The sequence below is a fragment of the Nocardia sp. A7 genome, from assembly GCF_046549215.1.
Classification (GTDB): Bacteria; Actinomycetota; Actinomycetes; order Mycobacteriales; family Mycobacteriaceae; genus Nocardia.
Map to the genome: position 1 here is coordinate 332,606 of NZ_JAJPWE010000002.1, position 21,807 is coordinate 354,412.

25 protein-coding genes are annotated in these 21,807 nt (G+C 65.3%); 14 read left to right on the forward strand and 11 right to left on the reverse strand.

Translation table 11 applies throughout. The features are described from left to right. Positions 1 to 118: 118 nt before the first annotated feature. The 5 genes from ACLJPD_RS12960 to ACLJPD_RS12980 form a co-directional block, all read right to left on the reverse strand. Positions 119 to 619, reverse strand: coding sequence for a hypothetical protein (locus ACLJPD_RS12960; protein ID WP_410872288.1), 501 nt, complete (start codon positions 617 to 619; stop codon positions 119 to 121). A 100-nt stretch (positions 620 to 719) separates the two neighbouring features. After that, complete coding sequence (locus ACLJPD_RS12965; RefSeq protein WP_410872289.1) at positions 720 to 1,211, reverse strand: hypothetical protein; 492 nt, start codon at positions 1,209 to 1,211, stop codon at positions 720 to 722. Further along, a complete protein-coding gene (locus ACLJPD_RS12970; protein ID WP_410872290.1) occupies positions 1,208 to 2,464 on the reverse strand; it encodes a hypothetical protein in 1,257 nt (418 codons plus the stop codon). The genes ACLJPD_RS12965 and ACLJPD_RS12970 overlap by 4 nt, the downstream gene beginning before the upstream one ends. 130 nt (positions 2,465 to 2,594) lie before the next feature. Then, positions 2,595 to 3,209, reverse strand: coding sequence for a DUF3558 domain-containing protein (locus tag ACLJPD_RS12975; protein ID WP_410872291.1), 615 nt, complete (start codon positions 3,207 to 3,209; stop codon positions 2,595 to 2,597). Between the two features lie 86 nt (positions 3,210 to 3,295). Then, positions 3,296 to 4,225 (reverse strand): rhomboid family intramembrane serine protease, encoded by a 930-nt coding sequence (locus ACLJPD_RS12980; RefSeq protein ID WP_410872292.1) that lies wholly within the window; start codon positions 4,223 to 4,225, stop codon positions 3,296 to 3,298. A gap of 322 nt (positions 4,226 to 4,547) precedes the next feature. On the opposite strand from ACLJPD_RS12980, the gene ACLJPD_RS12985 reads away from it, so the two are divergent. From ACLJPD_RS12985 to ACLJPD_RS13025, 9 genes are all read left to right on the forward strand, one after another. After that, the gene (locus tag ACLJPD_RS12985; protein WP_410872293.1) at positions 4,548 to 5,342 is read left to right on the forward strand and encodes a helix-turn-helix transcriptional regulator; all 795 of its coding nucleotides are present in this window, start codon (positions 4,548 to 4,550) and stop codon (positions 5,340 to 5,342) included. Further along, entirely contained in the window at positions 5,339 to 6,775 is a 1,437-nt protein-coding gene (gene sufB, locus ACLJPD_RS12990) for a Fe-S cluster assembly protein SufB (protein ID WP_410872295.1), read from the forward strand. Before ACLJPD_RS12985 ends, sufB begins: the two co-directional genes overlap by 4 nt. Further along, positions 6,775 to 7,953: a Fe-S cluster assembly protein SufD gene (gene sufD / locus ACLJPD_RS12995; protein WP_410872296.1), complete on the forward strand. Its 1,179-nt coding sequence runs from the start codon at positions 6,775 to 6,777 to the stop codon at positions 7,951 to 7,953. The genes sufB and sufD overlap by 1 nt, the downstream gene beginning before the upstream one ends. Before the next feature lie 46 nt (positions 7,954 to 7,999). Beyond that, positions 8,000 to 8,767 (forward strand): Fe-S cluster assembly ATPase SufC, encoded by a 768-nt coding sequence (sufC, locus tag ACLJPD_RS13000; RefSeq protein WP_410872297.1) that lies wholly within the window; start codon positions 8,000 to 8,002, stop codon positions 8,765 to 8,767. A gap of 1 nt (position 8,768) precedes the next feature. After that, positions 8,769 to 10,022, forward strand: a complete 1,254-nt coding sequence (locus ACLJPD_RS13005; protein WP_410872298.1) for a cysteine desulfurase — start codon at positions 8,769 to 8,771, stop codon at positions 10,020 to 10,022. Between the two features lie 3 nt (positions 10,023 to 10,025). After that, positions 10,026 to 10,508, forward strand: coding sequence for a Fe-S cluster assembly sulfur transfer protein SufU (sufU, locus tag ACLJPD_RS13010; RefSeq protein WP_410872299.1), 483 nt, complete (start codon positions 10,026 to 10,028; stop codon positions 10,506 to 10,508). After that, on the forward strand, positions 10,505 to 10,906 hold the full coding sequence (locus tag ACLJPD_RS13015; RefSeq protein ID WP_410872300.1) for a metal-sulfur cluster assembly factor: 402 nt from the start codon (positions 10,505 to 10,507) through the stop codon (positions 10,904 to 10,906). The genes sufU and ACLJPD_RS13015 overlap by 4 nt, the downstream gene beginning before the upstream one ends. 141 nt (positions 10,907 to 11,047) lie before the next feature. Then, positions 11,048 to 11,476 carry a DUF4189 domain-containing protein gene (locus tag ACLJPD_RS13020; RefSeq protein WP_410872301.1) on the forward strand — a complete coding sequence of 143 codons (429 nt, stop codon included), beginning with the start codon at positions 11,048 to 11,050 and terminating at the stop codon, positions 11,474 to 11,476. A 180-nt stretch (positions 11,477 to 11,656) separates the two neighbouring features. After that, positions 11,657 to 12,085 (forward strand): DUF4189 domain-containing protein, encoded by a 429-nt coding sequence (locus ACLJPD_RS13025; protein ID WP_410872302.1) that lies wholly within the window; start codon positions 11,657 to 11,659, stop codon positions 12,083 to 12,085. 60 nt (positions 12,086 to 12,145) lie between these two features. On the opposite strand, the gene ACLJPD_RS13030 is transcribed toward ACLJPD_RS13025, so the two are convergent. Continuing rightward, on the reverse strand, positions 12,146 to 12,769 hold the full coding sequence (locus ACLJPD_RS13030; RefSeq protein ID WP_410872303.1) for a TetR/AcrR family transcriptional regulator: 624 nt from the start codon (positions 12,767 to 12,769) through the stop codon (positions 12,146 to 12,148). A 157-nt stretch (positions 12,770 to 12,926) separates the two neighbouring features. On the opposite strand from ACLJPD_RS13030, the gene ACLJPD_RS13035 reads away from it, so the two are divergent. The 3 genes from ACLJPD_RS13035 (at position 12,927) to ACLJPD_RS13045 (ending at position 15,663) form a co-directional block, all read left to right on the forward strand. Continuing rightward, on the forward strand, positions 12,927 to 14,204 hold the full coding sequence (locus ACLJPD_RS13035) for a PucR family transcriptional regulator (RefSeq protein WP_410872304.1): 1,278 nt from the start codon (positions 12,927 to 12,929) through the stop codon (positions 14,202 to 14,204). Positions 14,205 to 14,367: 163 nt separating this feature from the next. Next, positions 14,368 to 14,922: an NADAR family protein gene (locus tag ACLJPD_RS13040; protein WP_410872306.1), complete on the forward strand. Its 555-nt coding sequence runs from the start codon at positions 14,368 to 14,370 to the stop codon at positions 14,920 to 14,922. Between the two features lie 240 nt (positions 14,923 to 15,162). Beyond that, positions 15,163 to 15,663 carry a DUF4189 domain-containing protein gene (locus ACLJPD_RS13045; protein ID WP_410872307.1) on the forward strand — a complete coding sequence of 167 codons (501 nt, stop codon included), beginning with the start codon at positions 15,163 to 15,165 and terminating at the stop codon, positions 15,661 to 15,663. 49 nt (positions 15,664 to 15,712) lie between these two features. On the opposite strand, the gene ACLJPD_RS13050 is transcribed toward ACLJPD_RS13045, so the two are convergent. The 5 genes from ACLJPD_RS13050 to ACLJPD_RS13070 form a co-directional block, all read right to left on the reverse strand. Then, positions 15,713 to 16,375, reverse strand: a complete 663-nt coding sequence (locus ACLJPD_RS13050) for a methionine ABC transporter permease (protein ID WP_410872308.1) — start codon at positions 16,373 to 16,375, stop codon at positions 15,713 to 15,715. After that, positions 16,375 to 17,379 carry a methionine ABC transporter ATP-binding protein gene (locus ACLJPD_RS13055; RefSeq protein ID WP_410872309.1) on the reverse strand — a complete coding sequence of 335 codons (1,005 nt, stop codon included), beginning with the start codon at positions 17,377 to 17,379 and terminating at the stop codon, positions 16,375 to 16,377. Before ACLJPD_RS13055 ends, ACLJPD_RS13050 begins: the two co-directional genes overlap by 1 nt. Then, on the reverse strand, positions 17,376 to 18,245 hold the full coding sequence (locus ACLJPD_RS13060; RefSeq protein ID WP_410872310.1) for a MetQ/NlpA family ABC transporter substrate-binding protein: 870 nt from the start codon (positions 18,243 to 18,245) through the stop codon (positions 17,376 to 17,378). Before ACLJPD_RS13060 ends, ACLJPD_RS13055 begins: the two co-directional genes overlap by 4 nt. Positions 18,246 to 18,407: 162 nt before the next feature. After that, entirely contained in the window at positions 18,408 to 18,944 is a 537-nt protein-coding gene (locus ACLJPD_RS13065; RefSeq protein ID WP_410872311.1) for a GNAT family N-acetyltransferase, read from the reverse strand. A 15-nt stretch (positions 18,945 to 18,959) separates the two neighbouring features. After that, complete coding sequence (locus ACLJPD_RS13070) at positions 18,960 to 19,868, reverse strand: Ku protein (RefSeq protein ID WP_410872312.1); 909 nt, start codon at positions 19,866 to 19,868, stop codon at positions 18,960 to 18,962. A gap of 157 nt (positions 19,869 to 20,025) precedes the next feature. Between ACLJPD_RS13070 and ACLJPD_RS13075 the strand changes: the two genes are divergently transcribed. Both ACLJPD_RS13075 and ACLJPD_RS13080 read left to right on the forward strand, forming a co-directional pair. Further along, positions 20,026 to 20,658: a LysE family translocator gene (locus ACLJPD_RS13075; protein ID WP_410873398.1), complete on the forward strand. Its 633-nt coding sequence runs from the start codon at positions 20,026 to 20,028 to the stop codon at positions 20,656 to 20,658. A gap of 72 nt (positions 20,659 to 20,730) precedes the next feature. Beyond that, on the forward strand, positions 20,731 to 21,801 hold the full coding sequence (locus ACLJPD_RS13080) for a lycopene cyclase family protein (RefSeq protein WP_410872313.1): 1,071 nt from the start codon (positions 20,731 to 20,733) through the stop codon (positions 21,799 to 21,801). The last annotated feature ends 6 nt before the right edge of the window (positions 21,802 to 21,807 follow it).

A 21,807-nucleotide genomic window follows, 5' to 3' on the forward strand; every position in this document is an offset into this window, starting at 1 on the left:
AGCCTAGTGTGCGCGGACGCGCAAGGGTTCGTCAGTGGGCACAGCAGCCACCGAGCCGATGCGGCAGCGACCAGGGCGCCCATTTACCTGGGCGCTTCGACGGGAACCGATCCGTACATCACCAGATATCGATCCACATAGGCCGTTTCGGAATTTCGATCAAGGCCGACTTCTTATGAACACGGACGGGAACCGGGGCCCCGATGCTCAGCTGTTCACCCATTGCTCGCGCTGTGGCCACACGAAACTCATGGTACAAGAACTGCTTCCGTACCTGGACCTCTGCGCCGGAATCCGGATGCGGGAACTGAACCTCGATCTGTAGCCGCCACAAATCGAAGTTGAACAGCCTTCTACCGCGTTTGCATTCCAGATCCGACTCGACCACAACTGCGGACACCTCGCTACCGACCCGCCGCAGATAAGCCCGCCGAATCCGCCAAGCGCCGGCCAGGACGACCATCCATCCACAGACTCCCAGTAGCAGGCTCGCTGGAAAGAACAGCGCCATGGCGACATCGGAACCGGTCCATCGGGCAAGCGTGATACCGAGATTCAATGCGCCCCCGACGAAGGCAACCGACCCCACCACGACAACCAATATCCACACCAGCGTCATCGGGTTGACCAGTCTCCCTGACCGCCCCATAAAAACTCCTCGAGCAAACGGAAATTTAGGGCGCCGACCGTAGCGGCACCTCGGACCACGAAGTCGCGTCTCAGCGCCAAGGCCGATCGTCGGGGTAGTCCTCGAATTCATCCGGCCAGTCGCTGGGCCCGACCGCGCCGTCCGCTGGGCGGAATCGACCGGTGGAAGTCTGGGTGGGTGGCCACGTGGGCGGCGGTGGTGCCTGCGGGGGTTCCGGTGCCCATTTCCACGTGAACTCCTGCGGCAGGCTTTTCATCTCGGCGACCTCAGGGGGAACCGGGCGGGCGAGTGTTTCGATGTCGCACCATCGGCATTCACCGGCAGCTACCCTATCGGCGTAGGCCTTCAAAGCTGGCGACGCCGTGTCCATCCCGGCGACCATCGAGATGAACTCCTCGGTCACCTCGGTGGCACTATTGAAGAGTTCGTCAACGTCTATGCTGGTCAGGCGGATAGTGGCCGTTCGGAGATTGTCTGCCGCGTCCATGACCTTCCGGGCGAAAGCCTCCACCTCGGCGTCGAGGTCGGGCTCACGCATGCTGCCCCACTGCGGCCGGGTCATTTCGCGTTCTCCCACGGCGCGGCACCGGTGTCGTAGCCCTCGGTCGGCCGGTTCGTGGAGTCGCCGTAGTTGGCGATGCGCGTGAGATCCTGTCCGATGGCGGCGGCTCGGGTCGCTTGGTCGACCCTCTTGGTGACGGGTGCGACGGCCTCCTCCAGCTTTTGTTTCGCGTTGTCCGTCAACTTGCCCACTGGATCCTTGATGTACTCGAGTAGCTTCTGGAAAGCCTCGACGAGCTCTTTGATCTTGAGAACCGTGTTGATGGCGTTGGTGACTATGGTGGCGATGTCAACGACGAGTTTGGCGATCCGGGCAGCTCCCATCCCAGGGACGGCCGCGGACAAGATGTTGGCGACCGATTTGAGAGCACCTTTGATGTCGTCGAAATCGACATACTTGTTGAGCATCCCCCACAGGCCTTCGATGATCGCTTTGATCCCATCCCTGATCAAATCGGCGACCACGCCCGCACAGTCGCTCACAACACGACCGACAGGGCCTTCCCACTTCATCGCGGCGATCTGCTTTGTAGCCCAGTCCGAGAATGTTACCGAGGCTTGACCGTCCCAGTTCGGGCTGTTGCCAGTGTTCCCGTCGATTCGCTTGACACCGGATTCGAGATTCTCACCGCATGCTTCGAGTCCGTTGCCTGCCGACTTGTAGACGTCACCGAGCCTGCGGATCTCGGACCAGTTGCCGGGAATCGGCGACAAACATTTGCCCAGTGGATCTTGTTCGTTACCAGCGGCCCGAGTCATGCTCTTGATCGATTCGTTCACGCTGCCGAGCGTTGGGAAAATATCCGCGATGAGACCGATGACGTCATCTTTGTTCGCCGATGGTGGTTCGAGTTTGACTTCCTTCGGCTTCGGGTACGTAGCGGCACCCTCGTAGGCGGCCGTGGCGCCGGTCTCTTCGACGTTGTCGCCTACTGCGACACCGGATTCGGTGTGTGCGTTCAGCGCTGCGTAGGTTCTCTGATCCTGGCTGTGATACATCCAGGCGGCCTTGTTGAGTTCGGTACCGGTGCTCGCGGTGGTAGTCGCCAGTACGCCGTGGCGCTTGGACATCCAATCGGCGGCGTCATTGATGGGGGTGACCAGCGTGTCGATGATCGGTCCGTGGAGCCAATCAGCAGCCCTGCCCTCCTTCGCTACGAAGGCTGACACCGACTGGGCGTCTTCAGCTATCGAGGTGATGAGTTTGCCGAGACCAGCAATCTCGCTGGGATTCGCCGCGAATGTTTCAGCCATCCGTATTACGCCCTCACTCTGCACTACTCAACCAGGCGGAGCCGAAAGTCGTTTTCCCCCACCGCCGGACTCCCGCTCCGGTCGTGGTCGGACTGTATGGGCACGGCTATAGGCTGTCAACACCGACGAACTAGTTGCCGCCGAGGGCTTCGCTGAAGATTTCGGCAAGCTGGCGGATCTGGTCACACGGCGCTGGCACGGCGACCGGACCGGGAGGCACGGTAAGGCGCACAGTGAAGGTGCCATCGGGGGCTTTGATGGACGCCGTGCATGAAATGGGGACCTGCGGCGTCCGGTACAGTACGGCCTCGCGCCCGCCGATCAGGTCGGAGTTGAAAATGCTGTGGCCCGGGTTGCGCTTGATTTCGTCCAGCGTCATGTCGCTCGACGTCACCCCCAACCCGCCGGTCGGATACTTCTCACCATCGACGAGTTCCTCACGCCAGAATTGGCAACCGATTGTCGTCAAGAGGCTGGAAGTGCTTTCGTCCGCGGCTCTTTCGCGAGTAGCCGGGTCGAAGCCGGCCCGGGCCACCAGATCGTCGCCCACGCTGACACAGGGGTCGAACCGAACCTGGGTGGGGCCGGTCTGCGCCGGTGCCGGCGGGACCTGCACCTTCGCGGAAGCGGTCGTCGTCGTCGGATCCACTGTATTCGTGCGGTCCTCGGTGGAATTGCCCCCACAGGAAACCAGTGCTGTCGTACTTACCGCTAGGCAACCAACGGCGAAACTTCTCTTTATCATCGGAACCCGATCTTTGTGGTCACCGCGCCCATCGGCAGCACCGTACGGTCACAAGTCGTTCGTGATCATCGCAGAAGGCGACCGAACTACCTCGGTACTTCTATCGGGGTCGGTGCGGAGACGGCCGGTGGGCCGACGAACATCGGGTCCGAGCGCAGTGAGAGCACGGCGGCGATGATCACGGCCACGCAGATCAGCGCGACCGCGCCGAGCGCCGCCCAGCCGATGCGCTGCGCGGAACGTTGATCGCGGGCCGAGAGCCAGCCGGGCACGAACAGGATGCCGAGCGCGCTCAACGTGCCCGCGGCCAGACCGCCGAGGTGGCCCCACAGCGAGATCCCCGGGATCGAGAAGCTGATCACCACGTTCACGCCGATGACCACGAGCATCGGAGTCGGGCTCTGCCGCAGGCGAATCAGTGTCACCGTGACAGCGCCGAACAGGCCGTATACCGCACCCGAGGCGCCTGCCGTCGCGGTGATCGAGTCGGACAGCATCATCACCGCCGCCGATCCGCCGAGCAGGGAGACCAGGTAAACGCACCCGAATCTGACCCGGCCCAGCACCTGCTCGAGGTCGCGCCCCACGACGTACAGCGCGAACATATTGACCAGCAGATGGATCGCGCCGTAGTGCAGGAATCCTGACCCGAGCAGTCGCCACCACTCGCCGTCCGCCACCAGTAGCGGCACCAGTACGAACTCGCGGAACACCGACGACCCGCGATAGTTGTCCATCGGACTTCCGGCCTGCGCCGCGTTGATCACGTAGACCAGCACGTTGATCGCGATCAAGCCGTAGGTCACGTAGGGAATCGGCCCGCCCTGACGCGCTCCGCTGACGGTGCGCACCGACCGCACATCTTGCTGCCCCTGCCGCACACAGTCGACACAGTGCTGCCCGACCGAGGCAGGTCGCAGACATTCAGGGCAGGCGGGCCGCCCGCATCGCGTACACGCGAGTCCGGTAGGCCGATCGGGATGACGGACACACGTGGGGGTGAGCGGGTTCGACACCCTGCCATCGTGCCAGACCCCGGCCCCCGAACGTCTCGTTTGCCACGGCGACCTGGACGGCCGATCGCTGCGTTGTGGTGCGAATATCGCCGCCGAGCAACGCCGTGAGAGCGTGGTAAAGGACTGTCCGGCACTGGGTGGTCTCGGTAGCCGGTCTGTGCGATGGGTCACCCGGCTGGGCGTCGGCGATCGTCCCGCAGGGGCCGCACCTGGGGTTTTGCGGCGCTCGGGAGGGTCCCGATGATCTTCATCGCAGGTCAGGGCACCCTTTGTCAGGTGACCCTTATTAGATTTAGGGAAGCAATTCCGCCACACTGGTGTTGTGAAAACCGTGGGTTTGCGGACAGACGTGGAAAGTGGCGGTCGTAAGACGACCGGCGCTCGGTCGTCTGCTGTACCCGCGGCGACCGCGCACGAAGGGCAGACCAGGGCGGCCATCGTCCAGTTGCTGCTCGAGCAGGGGCCGATCACCGCGACGGCGATCGGCACCGAACTCGGTCTCGCGCCCGCCGGGGTGCGCAGGCACCTCGACGCGCTCATCGACGCAGGCCAGGCTCGGGCGAGCCGCTCGGCGCCGTGGCAGCAGAAGGGGCGCGGCAGGCCGGCCAAGCAGTACCAGCTCACCGCGGCGGGCCGGGGCAACCTCGGTCACGCCTATGACGATCTGGCCGGGGCGGCGATTCGCCAGCTCGGTGAGATCGGTGGCGATGCCGCGATCGCCGAATTCGCCCGCAAGCGGGTTCGCGTGATCGTCGAGGGCATCGAGCCCGTCGCCGACCACACCGCACCGGTGATCGAAGCCAAGGTCGAGGAGATCGCGGAAGCGTTCGCCGAGGCCGGTTTCGCCGCCACCACCCGTCAGGTCGGCACCGGTGTGCAGATCTGTCAGCACCACTGCCCGGTGGCGCACGTCGCCGAGGAGTTCCCGCAGTTGTGCGCGGCCGAATTGGACGCTTTCCGCGACCTGCTCGGTACCCACGTGCAGCGTCTTGCGACCATCGCCAACGGCGATTGCGCCTGCACCACCCACGTACCGCTGGTCGCGGTGCCGAAAACCCCATCCGCCGCACAGCCCGCGGCGGGACGAACGAACGACTCCGGAAGGAGTGCCGAATGACGACCCCTACCGACCAGGTGCAACCGCTCACCCAGGACGAAACCATCGCCTCGCTGGGCACCTACGGTTATGGCTGGTCCGACTCCGATGTGGCCGGTGCCAGTGCGCAACGTGGCCTGTCGGAAGCCGTCGTCCGCGATATCTCGGCCAAGAAGAGCGAACCCGAGTGGATGCTCGACGTGCGCCTCAAGGCGCTGCGCATCTTCGATCGCAAGCCCATGCCGAACTGGGGTTCCAACCTCGACGGCATCGACTTCGACAATATCAAGTACTTCGTTCGTTCGTCGGAGAAGCAGGCCGAGAGCTGGGAAGACCTGCCCGAGGACATCAAGAACACCTACGACAAGCTGGGCATCCCCGAGGCGGAGAAGCAGCGTCTGGTCTCCGGTGTCGCGGCGCAGTACGAGTCCGAGGTCGTCTACCACTCCATCCGTGAGGATCTGGAGCAGCAGGGCGTCATCTTCCTCGACACCGACACCGCGCTCAAGACGCACCCGGAGATCTTCCAGAAGTACTTCGGTTCGGTGATTCCCGCCGGTGACAACAAGTTCTCCGCGCTCAACACAGCCGTCTGGTCGGGTGGCTCGTTCATCTACGTGCCGCCGGGCGTGCACGTCGACATCCCGCTGCAGGCCTACTTCCGGATCAACACCGAGAACATGGGCCAGTTCGAGCGGACGCTGATCATCGTCGACGAGGACGCCTACGTCCACTACGTCGAGGGTTGTACAGCGCCGATCTACAAGTCCGACTCGCTGCACTCCGCGGTTGTCGAGATCATCGTGAAGAAGGGCGGCCGCTGCCGCTACACGACCATCCAGAACTGGTCGAACAACGTGTACAACCTGGTCACCAAGCGGGCCAAGGCCGAGGCGGGCGCCACCATGGAGTGGGTCGACGGCAACATCGGCTCCAAGGTCACCATGAAGTACCCGGCGGTCTGGATGACCGGTGAGCACGCGCACGGCGAGGTCCTCTCGGTCGCGTTCGCGGGCCCCGGCCAGCACCAGGACACCGGCGCCAAGATGCTGCACCTGGCCCCGCATACCTCCTCGACCATCGTGTCGAAGTCGGTGGCGCGTGGTGGCGGTCGCGCGTCGTACCGCGGTCTGGTCCAGATCAACAAGGGCGCCAACGGTTCCAAGTCGACCGTGAAGTGTGACGCGCTGCTGGTCGACACCATCAGCCGCTCCGACACCTACCCATACGTCGACATCCGCGAGGACGACGTGACGATGGGTCACGAGGCCACTGTCTCCAAGGTCTCCGAGGAGCAGCTGTTCTATCTGATGAGCCGCGGCCTCTCCGAGGACGAGGCGATGGCGATGATCGTGCGTGGCTTCGTGGAGCCGATCGCCAAGGAATTGCCGATGGAATACGCATTGGAACTGAACCGGCTCATCGAGCTGCAGATGGAAGGGGCCGTGGGCTGATGTCGACGCTCGAGACGCCGATCCAGAATCCTGGCGCGGGCGCCGCGGTCAACAAGGGCGAGGTCTTCACCTCGTTCGATGTCGATCAGTTCGAGATCCCGTCGGGTCGCGACGAGGCGTGGCGGTTCACCCCGCTGCGTCGGCTGCGCGGTCTGCACGACGGCACCGCTGTGCGTGACGGTCAGGCCACCATCGAGGTGAGTGAAGTCGCCGGTGTCACCGTGGAAACGGTGGGCCGCACCGACTCTCGTCTCGGCCAGGCCGGTACCCCCGCTGATCGTGTTGCCGCGCAGGCTTATTCGGGCTTCTCCGAGGCGACCGTGATCACCGTCGGCCCGGAGACCGAGGTGTCGGACCCGGTGACGGTCACCATCACCGGTCCCGGCGAGGGCAAGACCGCCTACGGTCACCTGCAGATCCGCCTGGACAACTTCGCCGTCGCCACCGTGGTCATCGACCAGCGTGGCAGCGGAACCTACGCCGAGAACGTCGAATTCGTGCTCGGTGACAGCGCCAAGCTCACCGTCGTCGCGGTCCAGGAATGGAACGAAGACGCCGTGCACGTCACCGCGCATCACCTGAGGCTGGGCCGTGACGCGAACCTGCGCCACGTGTCGGCCACCCTGGGCGGCGATCTGGTTCGCCTGTCCGGCACCGTGCGCTACGCCGGTCCCGGTGGCGAGGCGGAGCTGTTCGGCCTGTACTTCGCCGACGCGGGTCAGCACTTCGAGCAGCGTCTGCTGATCGATCACGCAGAGCCCAACTGCAAGTCCAATGTGCTGTACAAGGGTGCGCTGCAAGGCGATCCGTCCTCGCCCAAGGGTGATGCTCGCACGGTCTGGATCGGCGACGTGCTGATCCGCGCGGCCGCCGAGGGCACCGACACCTACGAGGCCAACCGCAACCTGGTCCTCACCGACGGCGCGCGCGCCGACTCGGTGCCGAACCTGGAGATCGAGACCGGCGAGATCGCCGGTGCCGGACACGCGAGTGCCACCGGCCGTTTCGACGATGAGCAGCTGTTCTACCTGCGCGCTCGTGGCATTCCCGAAGACGTCGCCCGCCGCCTGGTCGTGCGTGGCTTCTTCTTCGAGATCATCCAGAAGGTCACGGTCCCCGAGGTCCGGGAGCGGCTCGAGGCGGCCATCGAGGCCGAACTCGCCACTGTTGGGATCTAAGACCGTTATCTGACTCCTAAACCTCCCTACGAAGGATTCGAATTCGATGACCACCTTGGAAATCAAGGACCTGCACGCGGAGATCACCACCCCCGAGGGTGAGTCCAAGCAGATCCTCAACGGTGTGAACCTCACCGTCCGCTCCGGCGAGACGCACGCCATCATGGGCCCCAACGGCTCGGGCAAGTCCACGCTGTCCTACGTGATCGCGGGCCACCCGAAGTACACCGTCACCCAGGGCACCATCACCCTCGACGGCGAGAACGTCCTCGACATGTCGGTCGACGAGCGCGCCCGCGCCGGCCTGTTCCTGGCCATGCAGTACCCGGTCGAGGTCCCCGGCGTCTCGATGTCGAACTTCCTGCGCACCGCCGCCACCGCCATCCGCGGCGAGGCCCCGAAGCTGCGCACCTGGGTCAAGGAGGTGAAGGAGTCGATGAAGGAGCTCGATATCGACTCGGCCTTCGCCGACCGCTCGGTGAACGAGGGCTTCTCCGGTGGCGAGAAGAAGCGTCACGAGGTCCTGCAGCTGGGTCTGCTCAAGCCGAAGATCGCGATCCTCGACGAGACCGACTCCGGCCTCGACGTCGACGCGCTGCGCATCGTCTCCGAGGGCGTCAACCGCTACAAGGAGCGCGAAGAGGGCGGCGTGCTGCTGATCACGCACTACACCCGCATCCTGCGCTACATCAAGCCCGACTTCGTGCACGTGTTCGTCAACGGCAAGATCGTCGCCGAAGGCGGCTCCGAGCTGGCTGACGAACTCGACGCGAACGGGTACGAGCGCTTCACGTCCGCGACCGCTGGAGCCTGACATGACCGCGACGGTGCCCGCCCTCGACGTGGCCCGGATCCGGGCCGACTTCCCCATCCTGCACCGCACGGTGCGGGACGGGAAACCGTTGGTGTACCTGGACTCCGGTGCCACCTCGCAGCGTCCGCTGCAGGTGCTGGACGCCGAGCGCGAGTTCTTGCTCACCCGCAACTCCGCCGTGCACCGCGGTGCGCATCAGCTGGCGGAGGAAGCGACCGACTCCTACGAGCAGGCGCGCGCCGATATCGCCCGCTTCGTCGGCGCCGATCCCGGCGAGATCGTGTTCACCAAGAACGCGACCGAGTCGCTGAACCTGGTGGCCAACGCTTTCGGTGACGACCGGTTCCCCTACAAGGTGGGCCCCGGCGACGAGATCGTCATCACCGAGCTCGAACACCACGCGAATCTCGTTCCGTGGCAGGAGCTCGCGCGGCGCACCGGCGCGACCTTGAAGTGGTACGGCATCACCGATGACGGCCGCATCGACCTGGACTCGCTCGAACTGTCGCCCGCGACAAAGGTTCTCGCGTTCAGCCACCAGTCGAATGTGACCGGCGCGGTCGCGCCGGTGGAGGAATTGATCCGCCGAGCGAAGGCTGTCGGTGCGCTCGTCGTGCTCGACGCCTGCCAGTCGGTGCCGCACATGTCGGTGGACTTCCACGCGCTCGGTGTCGACTTCGCCGCGTTTTCCGGCCACAAGATGCTCGGCCCGATGGGTGTGGGCGGACTGTACGGCCGACGCGCGCTGCTCGAACAGACTCCGCCGTTCATCACCGGTGGGTCGATGATCGAGACCGTCACCATGGAGAAGACCACCTACGCGCCGCCGCCGCAGCGCTTCGAGGCAGGTACTCCGATGACCTCGCAGGTCGTCGGGCTGGCCGCCGCGGTGCGCTATCTCGAGGAACTCGGCATGGACGCGATCGCGGCCCACGAGCACGCGCTCACCGGTGCCGCGCTAGAGGGTCTGTCCGGTATCGACGGTGTACGGATCGTCGGGCCCGCCGAGAACGTCGATCGCGGTGGCGCGGTGTCGTTCGTGGTCGACGGGATCCACGCCCACGACGTGGGCCAGATCCTCGACGACCAGGGTGTCGCCATCCGGGTCGGACACCACTGCGCCTGGCCGCTGCACCGCAAGTTCGGTGTCGCCGCTACCGCGCGTGCCTCGTTCGCCGTCTACAACACCCTCGATGAGGTCGACGCACTGGTTGCCGCCGTGCGGAAGGCCAAGACCTTCTTCGGAGTTGCATAGATCATGCGTATGGAGCAGATGTACCAGGAAGTGATCCTGGATCACTACAAGCACCCGCACCACCGCGGGCTGCGGGAACCGTTCGGCGCGCAGGTGCACCACGTGAACCCGACCTGCGGTGACGAAGTGACGATGCGGGTGCAGATCGACGACGCCGGCGAGATCGCCGATGTCTCCTATGACGGTCAGGGCTGCTCGATCAGCCAGGCCGCCACCTCGATCCTCACCGATCAGGTGATCGGGCTGCCGGTGCAGCAGGCGCTGAAGGTGGTCGACTCGTTCAGCGAGATGATCTCCAGCCGCGGCACCGTCGAAGGCGACGAGGACATGATCGGCGACGGCATCGCCCTCGCCGGTGTGAGCAAGTACCCGGCGCGGGTCAAGTGCGCGCTGCTCGGGTGGATGGCGTTCAAAGACGCTGTCGTGCAGATCAGTTCGGCCGAGGAAACCACGGCACCGATGGGAAATGGGGAGTCTGCCACATGAGTGAGAGCACCGATATCGCACAGACCGCGGACGCCACCGCGGCAGTCGAGGTCGCCGAAACCGTGGAGTTGACGGCCGAACAGATCCAGCACGTCGAGGACCTCGAGGAAGCGATGCGCGACGTCGTCGACCCCGAGCTCGGGATCAACGTTGTCGACCTCGGCCTGGTCTACGGGCTGTCGGTCGATGCGGAGAACATCTGCACCCTCGACATGACGCTCACCTCGGCGGCCTGTCCGCTGACCGACGTGATCGAAGACCAGTCCCGCAACGCGCTGGTCCGCAGCGGTCTGGTCGAGGACCTCAAGATCAACTGGGTCTGGATTCCCCCGTGGGGCCCGGACAAGATCACCGACGACGGCCGCGAACAGTTGCGCGCCCTCGGCTTCACGGTGTAGCACTGCCCGACCTGCGTGTTCGGTTATGCGCTCACCGGGTGCACTGTGATCTTCGTCGGTCCGGTTGGCCATCACCGGCTACTCGATGATGCTCTTGAAGGTTCCGGACTTTCGGAACTGTTTCAAGAGGAGATCTTTCGAATGAGTTTCATGGGTAAGGCCGGCTTCGCCGTTGCGGCGTTCGGCCTTGCGGCCGGATCGGTCCTGGGTGCCGGTTCGGCGAATGCGCAGAGCCTGCACGGCGCGATCGCCTTCAGTCCCGGGCAACGCACCTACGAGTCGAGCTTCGACTGGCCGACCTACGAGGCGGCCCAGGAGCGGGCGCTGGATCGGTGCTTCTATGACGACTGCGTGGTGGCGGTGTCGTGGGCCAACGGCTGCGGGGCACTGGTGTGGAACAACCAGGGGTGGGCCGCCGCGGCGTCGGGGCCCAACCGCAGCGATGCCGTGCGCAACGCCATCAACAAGCTGTCCGAAGGTGCCCCGATTGCGCAATTGGCGAACTTCGGGTCGTCCGATCTGAGCGGTACCAAGGTCGTCGACGTGATCTGCACGTCGAACGCCCGCTGACTTACACCTGATTGCCCTCGGGCCCGGATCCGGATGGATCCGGGCCCTTGGTGTTCGGTGCGGTCATGCGCTGACGGCGGTGGTGTGATCTTTCACCGTTCGGTTGGCTATCACCGGGCGATCAGTGATGATCTTGAAGGTTCCGGACTTTCGGAACTGTTTCAAGAGGAGAACTTTCGAATGAGTTTCATGGGTAAGGCCGGCTTGGCCGTCGCGGCGTTCGGCCTTGCGGCCGGGTCGGTGCTCGGTGCCGGTTCGGCGAGCGCGGCAGGCGACCAGTGGGCGTCGATCGCGTTGAGCGACGGACAGGCGATCTACGGCATCAGCGTCAACGAGGCCAGCCCCGAGGCGGCCGAGGCCGCCGCGATCGCGGACTGCCACCTGGCGGACTGCAACGTGGTGACGACCTGGGCCAACGGCTGCGCCGTGCTGGTCGAGAGCGACAACGGCATCGCCTGGTCGACAGGCGCGACACGGGCAGACGCCGAGCGTGCGGCCTACGAGAACCTGTCCGAGCTGACGCCGACCGCGGTGCTGGCCAACACGGGCTCGGCGAACCTGAGCGGCGCCGAGGTCATCGACGCGATCTGCACGGCGAACGCGCGCTGATCACCGCGTAGCACACCGGCCCGGATCCGCACGTAGGATCCGGGCCTTTGTCGTTGTGCGCTAAGCGTTTTCCGCTGCGGCGACCGTGTCGATCCAGGCGCTGATCATGTCGGCGGTGCCCGCGACGATGGCGTCGAGCTCGGCATCGTCCAATTCGACCGAACGCAACGCGGTGGCGAAGCCCGCGTTGAGTACGACGAAGGCCATCACGTCGATGTCGGCGTGCTTGATCGGGCCGATGATCTGCAGGATGTAGAGCTTGACGAGCATCCGCAGTCGGGGTTCGAATTCAGGGATGCCGCTGCCGTGGAACTGCAGATCGGCGACCAGGGCCCGCACGAGCGGGCCGTTCGCGACGAGGATGTCCACGGCCGAACGGATCAGGCCGACCACGGATTCGTGGGGGGATTGGTTCGCGCTGGAGGTCAGCAGCTGGCTGTAACGCTCTTCCACCTGCAGAAACAGGCTGTCGGTGAGTTCTTTGACGATCTCGTCGCGGTCGTTGAAATACCGGTACAGCGTGCCGATGCTCATGCCCGCTTCGGTGGCGATCCGGTTGGTCGAGGTATTGCCGATGCCTCGGGTGCCGAAAAGGTGAGCGGCGACGGTGAGAATGCGTGTTCTCGTCTCCTTCGCCCGGTCCTGCTTGGGGCGTTTGCGCTGCTTATCGGCTTGCTGGGGCATCTATCGACCTCGGCAGAAAGAAGAGTAGAAGGTGAGCGGTTGCTCACCCTACAGTCATGATCACAGAGAAACCGCAGTGTAGGCCATCACATCGGCCGAAATCGCGGCAAGCACAACCACTACCGGCGGCGCCGGGGTGTAGAAGGAGGAGTCGACGATGCCGATCCCACTGGACGAGACGGCCCTGTGGCAGCCCCTGCGCGACGTGCGGACGATGACCAGCCGATTGGTGGGCCATTTTCTCGACAACGTCGCGACCTGCCGGACGCTACCCGGTGATGTCATCGCCGGCGACGTCACCTCGGTCACTCGGATGTGTCTGGAAATCGTCGGCGGCCTGCTGGACGGGCGCGACGAAGAGGTGAAACTGAACCGGCTCGCGGTGGCGGCGGCGGGCTGGGCGCGCGAAGGCGTGCCGATCGACACGATCCTGCACGCCTTCCACGAAGGTTTCCGGCTTTCCTTCGACGCGGTCTACGACGAGGTAGCCGACGTCGACCGCGCGAGCCTGATCCACGGTTTCCGCCGGGTCGTCGAGATCTCGGATCTGTTGTGTACCACCGTGACTCGCTCCTATATTCGCGAGCATCGCGAGGCCGTCGGCGAGCATCACACCGCGGTGCACACCCTCACCTCGGCGCTGCTGGCCGGTCAGTCGACCGTCACGATGGCGCGCGAGGTCGGGATCACCGTCGCCGACGGGTACTCGGTGCTCGCCCTGTCGATCGGGGTCCATCCCGACGAGCGTGATCCGCGGGTGAACGGTGCCGTGGTGGCCCGGCGCAAGCTGCGCAGGGTGCAGACGGCGTTGGCGCACCGGTGTGGTGAGCAGGTGCTGTCCCTGCTGTCGGTCGACGGCGGCACCCTGCTGATCCCGGCCGATCTGCTGGTCGGCGAGCAGCTCGACGCACTGGTCGAGGCGCTGTCGCGGGCCGCGCACGTCGACATCACCGCCGCCCTGGTGCCCGCCGCCACCGACGAGATCCCCGACGCGGCCCAGCGCGCCCACGAACTCCTCGACATGGTGGAGCGACTCGGTAGCGCCCCCGGCCTGTACCGCTTCGGCGACCTGGCCCTGGAATACCAGCTCACCCGCCCCGGCCCCGGCCGCGCCCGCCTCGGCGAGCTCCTCGCTCCCCTCGACAACCACCCCGAGCTCTACGAAACCCTGCGCGTGCACATCGCCAACAACATGAACCGCCAGCGCACCGCCCGTCTCCTACACATCCACACCAACACCGTTGACTACCGCCTCCGCCGAGTAGCCCAACTCACCGGCCTCGACCCAGCTCAATCCTCAGGCCTGTGGCAACTCCGCTCCTCGATGATCGCCCGCAGCTTCCACACCGGCCCCGCCCCCCGATCGAACGCCGCAACCGAGACCAGAATCCCCCACCACACCTACCCCGCCCTGGACGGCGCCCGCTCGGCCTGACATCTGGCGTCACCGCATCGGCACCGCTACGCAAGAGGGTGCCGATGCGCGTGCCCACGAACGCCGACTACCCAGTCCGCCAAGCGAATGAGCCGGGCTCATCGCAGCGTCGGGCGCACCTCTTTCCTGTCTATGGTTAGATAGACCAAAACTAGGAGGGGTGATGGCTTTCGCATCGGTGGATCAGTTGTGCCAGGCGATCTCGCAGGGTGCTACGCCGAAGTACCTGGCGTTCTGGGGGCACAGTCCACGTCGTGACGCAACGATCGGGTCGAGCTGCCTGAGTCAGTGGTGGCCAGCGGCATTCCGGGTCGACGGGGTGGAATTCGCCAGTGCCGAGCACTACATGATGTGGCGCAAGGCGTTGCTGTTCGGTGACGCGGTCACGGCGGCGAAGGTGCTCGAGGTCGGCCATCCGAGCCAGGCGAAGAAGCTCGGCAGGCAGATCCGGGATTTCGACGAAAACGTATGGGTGGGTGCGCGTTTCGGCATTGTGGTCGCGGGGAGTGTGGCGAAGTTCGGGCAGGACGATGCGCTGCGGAAGTACTTGGTCGGGACAGGTTCGCGTGTGCTTGTCGAGGCCAGTCCGGTCGACCGGATCTGGGGGATCGGGATGGCCGCCGACGATCCCGATGCCACGGATCCTGTGCGCTGGAAGGGGCTCAACCTACTCGGGTTCGCACTGATGCGGGCTCGCGATGAACTGGTTGGTCAGTGATCGGCTCGCAGCTACTTGTCAGAGGGTGTTGTTAGTCTGTGGCGGACGAACGGTTCGGGAGGAATCGGGCGTTGAATTAGGCGAATGCTGTTGTCGGCACTGATGTTTCAGCGCTATGACGGGTTCGTCGGACGGCCGTTGCTTCGAGGTCGGAAAACTGTTTCCGGGGGAGTGGGCGGCCGTTCATGATGGGTTCGGCTTCGAGGCGCGGAGTCGGTATTGCGACGGGGAGAATCTCTGATGTCTGTTGTGGGCAAATACGCCCTGGGTGTGGCCACCATGTCGGCGGTGGCCGCGTTCACCGTGGTGACCGCGGGGCCTGCCGCCGCGGGGGCCAGTGGGGTGGCGATCGCGCAGGCGCCGGGGTACACCGCTGTGTCGCGCGATGGTGGATTCCAGGCCGCGGCCGGGGATCTCTATGGGGCGCTGGCGTTGTCGTCGAGCCGTGCCGTGGTCGCCTCGGCGGTGAATTACGGCAGCTGGGCGGCGGCGAGCCGGGCCGCGCTCGATGAGTGCGGGGTACGGGACTGTCAGGTGGTCGTCGAGTTCCGCAATGCGTGTGGCGCGGTGGCGCAGGGTGCGGACTACCGCTTCGGCTGGGCGTGGGATCACGACCTGGCCGCGGCCGAGCGCGCCGCGGTGGACGTGCTCGGCTTCAGCGCCCCGCCCTTCCCGGATCTGGGTTCGGCGTCGCCGCGTGCGGCGAGCGTCATCCTGTCGGCGTGCACGGCCAGCGTCTGACCGACCCTGAACCGGCAGGGGCACGAATCACTGTGTGCCCCTGCCGTATTCAGCGGCGCAGCACTTTCCTCGCCAGCCAGTTGCCGAAGAACTGCACACCCTGCACACCGACGATGATGATGAGCACCGCCACGATCGTCACCTGCCACTGGAACTGCTGATACCCGTAGACGATCGCGAAATCACCGAGCCCACCACCGCCGACAGTGCCCGCCATCGCGGAGATGTCGACGATCGAGATCACCACGAAGGTGTAGCCGAGGATCAACGGCCCCAACGCTTCCGGAATGAGCAGCGTGAGAATTATCCGCAGCGGTCCCGCACCGACCGCACGCGCGGCCTCGATCACGCCGGGATCGACGGTCACCAGATTCTGCTCCACGATCCGCGCGATCCCGAACGAGGCCGCGACGATCATCACGAACAGCGCCGCCTCGGAGCCGATCGTGGTGCCGACCACCTCCAGCGTGACCGGACCCAACGCGGCCAGCAGAATGATGAACGGAATCGGGCGCACCACATTGACGAACACATTGAGCACGAAATAGATCGGCCCGTTCGCCAGCAGTCCACCCCTGCGGGTGGTGTAGAGCGCGGTCCCGAGCGCCAGCCCGATCACTCCGGCGACCACGAACGTCACGCCGACCAGGTAGATCGTGGTGCCGATCGCCTCGAACAGCGTGGGCCGCAGCTTCTCCCAGTTGGTTTCCATCAGCCCGCCTTCCGCTCCAGGTCGGCGACAACACGATCCAGTGCGGCGTCGGGCCCGTGCAGCGAGAGGGTGATGCTGCCGAATGTCTTGTCCTGCAACGTGCTCACCCCGCCGTAAACGATCTCGAAACGCACGTCGGCGGCCGTCGCGGCGGCCAAGGCGGCGCCGAGCCCACTGCGGTCGTCGATATCGACAGTGACCAACCGTCCGCCGTGCAATTCCCGCAGACGCTCGAGTTCGACCTGATCGGGCCGATTGTGCAGCACGGTCGCCACGAACGACCGAGTGGGCGCGGCTTGCGGAGCGGCGAAAACATCGAAGGTGGACGCCAATTCGACGATCCGTCCCTCGGCGAGCACCGCCACCCGGTCGGCAACCGCCCGGATCACATCCATTTCGTGGGTGATCACCACAATGGTCACCCCGAGTTCGGCATTGATCTTCTTCAGCAGTCGCAACACCTCGCCCGTGGTTTCCGGGTCGAGCGCGGAGGTGGCCTCGTCTGCGAGCAACAGCGAGGGTGAGGTCGCCAGCGCCCTGGCGATACCGACCCGCTGCTTCTGCCCACCGGAGAGCTGATCGGGGTAGGCGCGCGCCTTGTCGGTGAGCCCGACGAAGTCGAGCAGCTCGGCCACGCGGGCCTTGCGCGCGGCCCGCTGCCAGCCCGCCACCTTCAGCGGATACTCGATATTGCCTGCGGCTGTGCGTGATCGGAACAGGTTGAACTGCTGGAACACCATGCCGATATCGCGGCGCAGCGTGCGCACCGCCGACTCCGGCACCCCGGTGATGGGGGTGCCGGAAATCGTGACGGTGCCCGAAGTCGGCGTGTCCAGGGCGTTGATCAGCCGCACCAGCGTGGACTTGCCCGCTCCGGAATAGCCGATGACGCCGAAGATCTCACCCGGTTCGATCCGCAGATCGATACCATCGAGCGCGGTGTGCCGATCGTCGCCGCTACCGAAAATCTTGGTGACGGAACGGAACTCGACCGCAGCGTTCACTTGGCCGTGCGGATGCCCTGCTGCACCCGGTCCAGAATCTGTTCGAGCTCGGGCCCCGGCCGACTCACCGCCACCGCGGTGTCCTTGGTGGCCTCGGCATGCGCGGTGGCCACCGCCGGGTCCTTCCAGATCTCGACCAGCTTCAGATATGTCGGATTCGTCTTGTCCTCGGCGCGGCTGACGATCACGTTGATATACGGCTCGGCGGCCGGATTCTTCGGATCATCCTTGTACAGCGCCGATTTCGGGTCGACTCCCGACCGCTCGAGGAAGGTGTTGTTGATCACCGAGCCATCGACGGAGGGCAGCGACAACGCGGTCTGAGCGGCGTCGACCGGAGTCACCCGCACCTTGGAGGCGCCCTTGTCGATATCGGCGGGTGTCGGCTGGACCGAGTTGCCGGTGATCTTCAGCAACCCCGCCGCCTGCAGCACGAACAGTGCCCGGGCCTGGTTGGTCGGATCGTTGGGTATCGCGATCTCCCCGCCGGCCGGGATATCGGTCAGCGCCTTGTGCTTCTTCGAGTAAAGGCCAAGCGGCACAATGTAAGTCGAGCCGATCGGGGTCAATGTATCCGAACTCGCCACGTTGTACTGGCCGAGGAACTGCAGATGCTGGAACAGATTGAGGTCGATCTGTTTCTGCGACAGCGCCGTATTCGGCTGCTTGTAATCGGAGAAATTGGTGACCTTCAGCGTGATGCCCTGCTCTTTCGCCTTCTGCTCGAAGACCTCGAATGCCTTGTCCTTGTCGGTGGTGCCGATCCGCACCACCGTGCCCGACGCGTCGTCGGAACCGCACGCGGTCAGGGTGAGGGCCGCGGTTGCTATCAGCACCGGGATCGCCAGTGTCCGACGGAATTTCACTTGTACTCCCGAATGACTCGCAGAAAAGGAACTCGGTCATCCAAGTCGTCCCCACCGACCCTCGACAATGGTTTAGCTTGCCGCGAGCGAAACCCTCGCGAATACTGGGACGGCCGTCTAACTTGCGGACAGTGCGGTATTCGACGAACGGTCGGGGCGCGATCAGCGCAGCGGGTGTTCGACCGACAGTCTGCCGCGGCGGGCGAGGTCGCGTCTGGTGATCGGCGGCAGCGTGGCATCGTCGTCCGTGGCCGCGGGGTTGGGGCGTACCAGCAGGGTGACGGTCGCGGCGGGCACGAATCCGCTGCTGGTCATCAGCGCGGCCGAGGCGCTGTTGCGGTCTTCGACATCGGTGACGATATGGCGGGCGCCGCGGGCGAACAGTGCCTCCGAGCACACGTTCACGAGTCGGCGCGCGATGCCGTGGCCTTGCATATCGGGGGCGACCGCGATCCATTCGAGGTATCCCCAGTCGTCGCGATGCTCGAACTCCATCGACCCGAGCACGAATCCGACCACCCGGTCGGAATCCAGGGCCACCCAGCAGGCGTTGTCGGGGCTGTCGAGGTGCTCGGCGACGGCCGTGAGCGACCACGACGTGTACGGCTTGATGGTGGTGTCGAAGACCTGATGGCCGAGGTCGAGGACTTGACGCAGATGTCCCAGGCCCATCGGCACGACTGCGATGGCGGTGTCCATGGCCGCCAGTGTGCCCTACGCGCCCTTGCGAGTCTTGGATGCTGTGGACTTACTCGCGGCTTTGCGCGGTGCGGCTTTCTTGGCCGCGGACTTCTTGGCGGCGGCCTTTTTCGCCGGCTTCGCCGGGGCACCATCGCGGCGACCGCTGGCCTCGAGACTGCGCTGCAACGCGGCAACCAGATCCACCACTTCGGCGTCGGCCTGTTCGGCGGGCTCGGTCTCCGCGGCGGGTTCGATCTTTCCGTTGCCGCTGGCGATCGCCTCGTCGAGCAGTTTCTGCAGTTCGATCTGGTATTCGTCGGTGTATTCGGACGGGTCGAAATCGCCCGACATGGACTCGACCAGTGTTTCCGCCATCTTCAGTTCCTGCGGACGCGGGGCGGGCGCGTCCTCTAGTGACGGGAATTCGACGGCCCGCACCTCGTCGGGCCACAGCAGCGTCTGCAGAACCAGCACGCCGTCGCGCACTCGCAGCGCGGCCAGCCGGGTCTTCTGCCGCAGCGTGAAGTGCACCAGCGCGGTCTTGTCGATCCGTTCCAGCGTCGCCGCCAGCAACTGATAGGCCTTCGGTGTCGTGGAATCGGGTTCGAGGTAGTAGCTCTTCTCGAACAACACCGGGTCGATCTGATCCAACGGCACGAACTCCAGCACCGGAATCTCGTGCTTCTCCGCCGCGGGCAGCTTCGAGAAATCGGCGTCGGTCAACACCACCTGCTCACCGTCGGGCGAGGTATAGGCCTTGTCGATGTCGGCGAACTGCACAGAATTCCCACACACCTGACAGACCCGGTCATATTTGATCCGGCCCCCGTCCTTGGCGTGGACCTGATGGAACCGAATGTCGTGGTCGTCGGTCGCGGTGTAAACCTTGACCGGCACATTGACCAGCCCGAAAGCGATCGAGCCCTTCCAGATCGATCTCATGTTCCCCATCATGGTCGATATGGTGCGCCGGGGCGAGGAAGCGATCTCGAATAGGTGCGGGCCCGTGATCCGGCGGTGCTTGAAATCGTTGCGCCAAGTCGTCGGAAAATGAGTCGCGCCGTCTGGAAATGGTTGATAGACACCTCACGTGACCGATATGTCTGCCGCGACGCTGTTGGTGTTCGCCGGGCTCTGTCTGCTGCTCGCGATGACGCCGGGACCGGATACCTTTCTCGTACTCCGGTACTCCTTGTCCGGCGCGCGCCGCGGCATCGCCGCGGCCGCTGGTTCGGGCCTCGGCTCACTCGCCTGGGCGGGTGCGGTCGCCGTGGGCTTGGCCGCGCTTCTCGCCGCCTATCCGACCGCATTGCAGATCCTGAAGGTTATCGGCGGTATCTACCTGATCTACCTGGGCATCAGTGGGTTCTTACACCGCGACACGATCACGCCTGTCGACGCTGAAACCGGCGAGCGATCGGGGACAAGACTGTGGGCCGCCTTCCGTGACGGCATCGTTTCCTGTCTGCTGAACCCGAAAGTGGGCCTCTTCTTCCTCGCTGTCGTCCCGCAGTTCGCACCGGCGGACTCCTCACCGGCGACTGCGACGCTGATCCTGGGCGCTATCGACGGCGTCGTCGCCTTCGTCTGGCTGCTCGTGGTGTCGGTCGTCGCGGCCGCGGCGGTGCAGTGGCTTCGCCGACCCAGAGTCGGCCGGATCCTCGGCAACCTGAGCTCCGCCGCGCTGACCGCACTCGGAGTCGCCACGCTGTCGGCCCGCACCGGGACCTGACTCGGCGGCCACACCACGCGGCATCCGTGATGCGGCGGTGCTCGGCCTTCGCGCGTCTGATCGAATTGTGCGGTGCGCGCTGACCTGATCATCTGTGGACTCGGCCCGGCGGGGCGGGCCGTCGCTCATCGTGGGTTGGCGGCTGGACGGAAGGTCACGGTGATCGATCCGCGACCGGAGCGGGTGTGGACGCCGACTTACGCGGCGTGGGCTGATGAGTTGCCGGGCTGGATCGATCGGGGCGCGGTGGCGGCGACGGTGGACGGACCGTCGGCCTGGGGAACGCGGGAGCACAGGGTCGAGCGGGTCTATCAAGTTTTCGATACTGCGGGGCTTCAGGCCTCGCTGACACTCGAGGGGGCGACGGTAGTCGCCGATCGGGTGGTCGAGGTGGATGCGCGAGCCGGAGTGGTGCGCACGGCTGGTGGGCAGACCTGGACCGGGCGGGTGGTGGATGCGCGCGGGTTGACGCGGTCACCACGTCGCGCCGAGCAGACCGCCTACGGCGTGATCCTCGCCCGCGACGAGGTCGAGCCGACGTTCTTCATGGACTGGCGGGCCGACAACGGGGCGGATCCGGATCAGACGCCGTCGTTCCTCTATGTCGTCCCTCTCGGCGGTGACACTGTGCTGTTCGAGGAAACGTGCCTCGCCGGTCGACCCGCCCTCACTCCGGATGTGCTGCGGCACAGGCTGGAACACCGGCTGAGTGCGCGGGGAATTCCCATCTCGGGGACCGAACCTGTTGAGCGAGTGCGGTTTCCGGTGGAAGGCGGCAAGCCTGGTCGCGGTCGATTCGGTGCGGCCGGAGGACTGACGCATCCCGCGACCGGCTACAGCGTCGCCGCCGCACTCGCCGCCGCGGACACCGTCGTCGCGGGTGACACGGTGTGGACTCCGCAAGCCCGTGCCGTCGCCGCACTGCGTCGCGCCGGATTGCGAGCGCTCCTCGACTTCCCACCCCGCGATGTCGGTGTCTTCTTCGATGCCTTCTTCCGGTTGCCCGCCCCGCTGCAGCGTTCGTACCTGTCGGGGCACGACGACCTGCGCGGCACCCTGGCCGCGATGCGCGCGCTCTTCGCCGAGCTGCCCCCGGACCTGCGTCGCGGCCTCGTCACCGCTGTCCTCGGCGTCAACCGTTAACGGCTG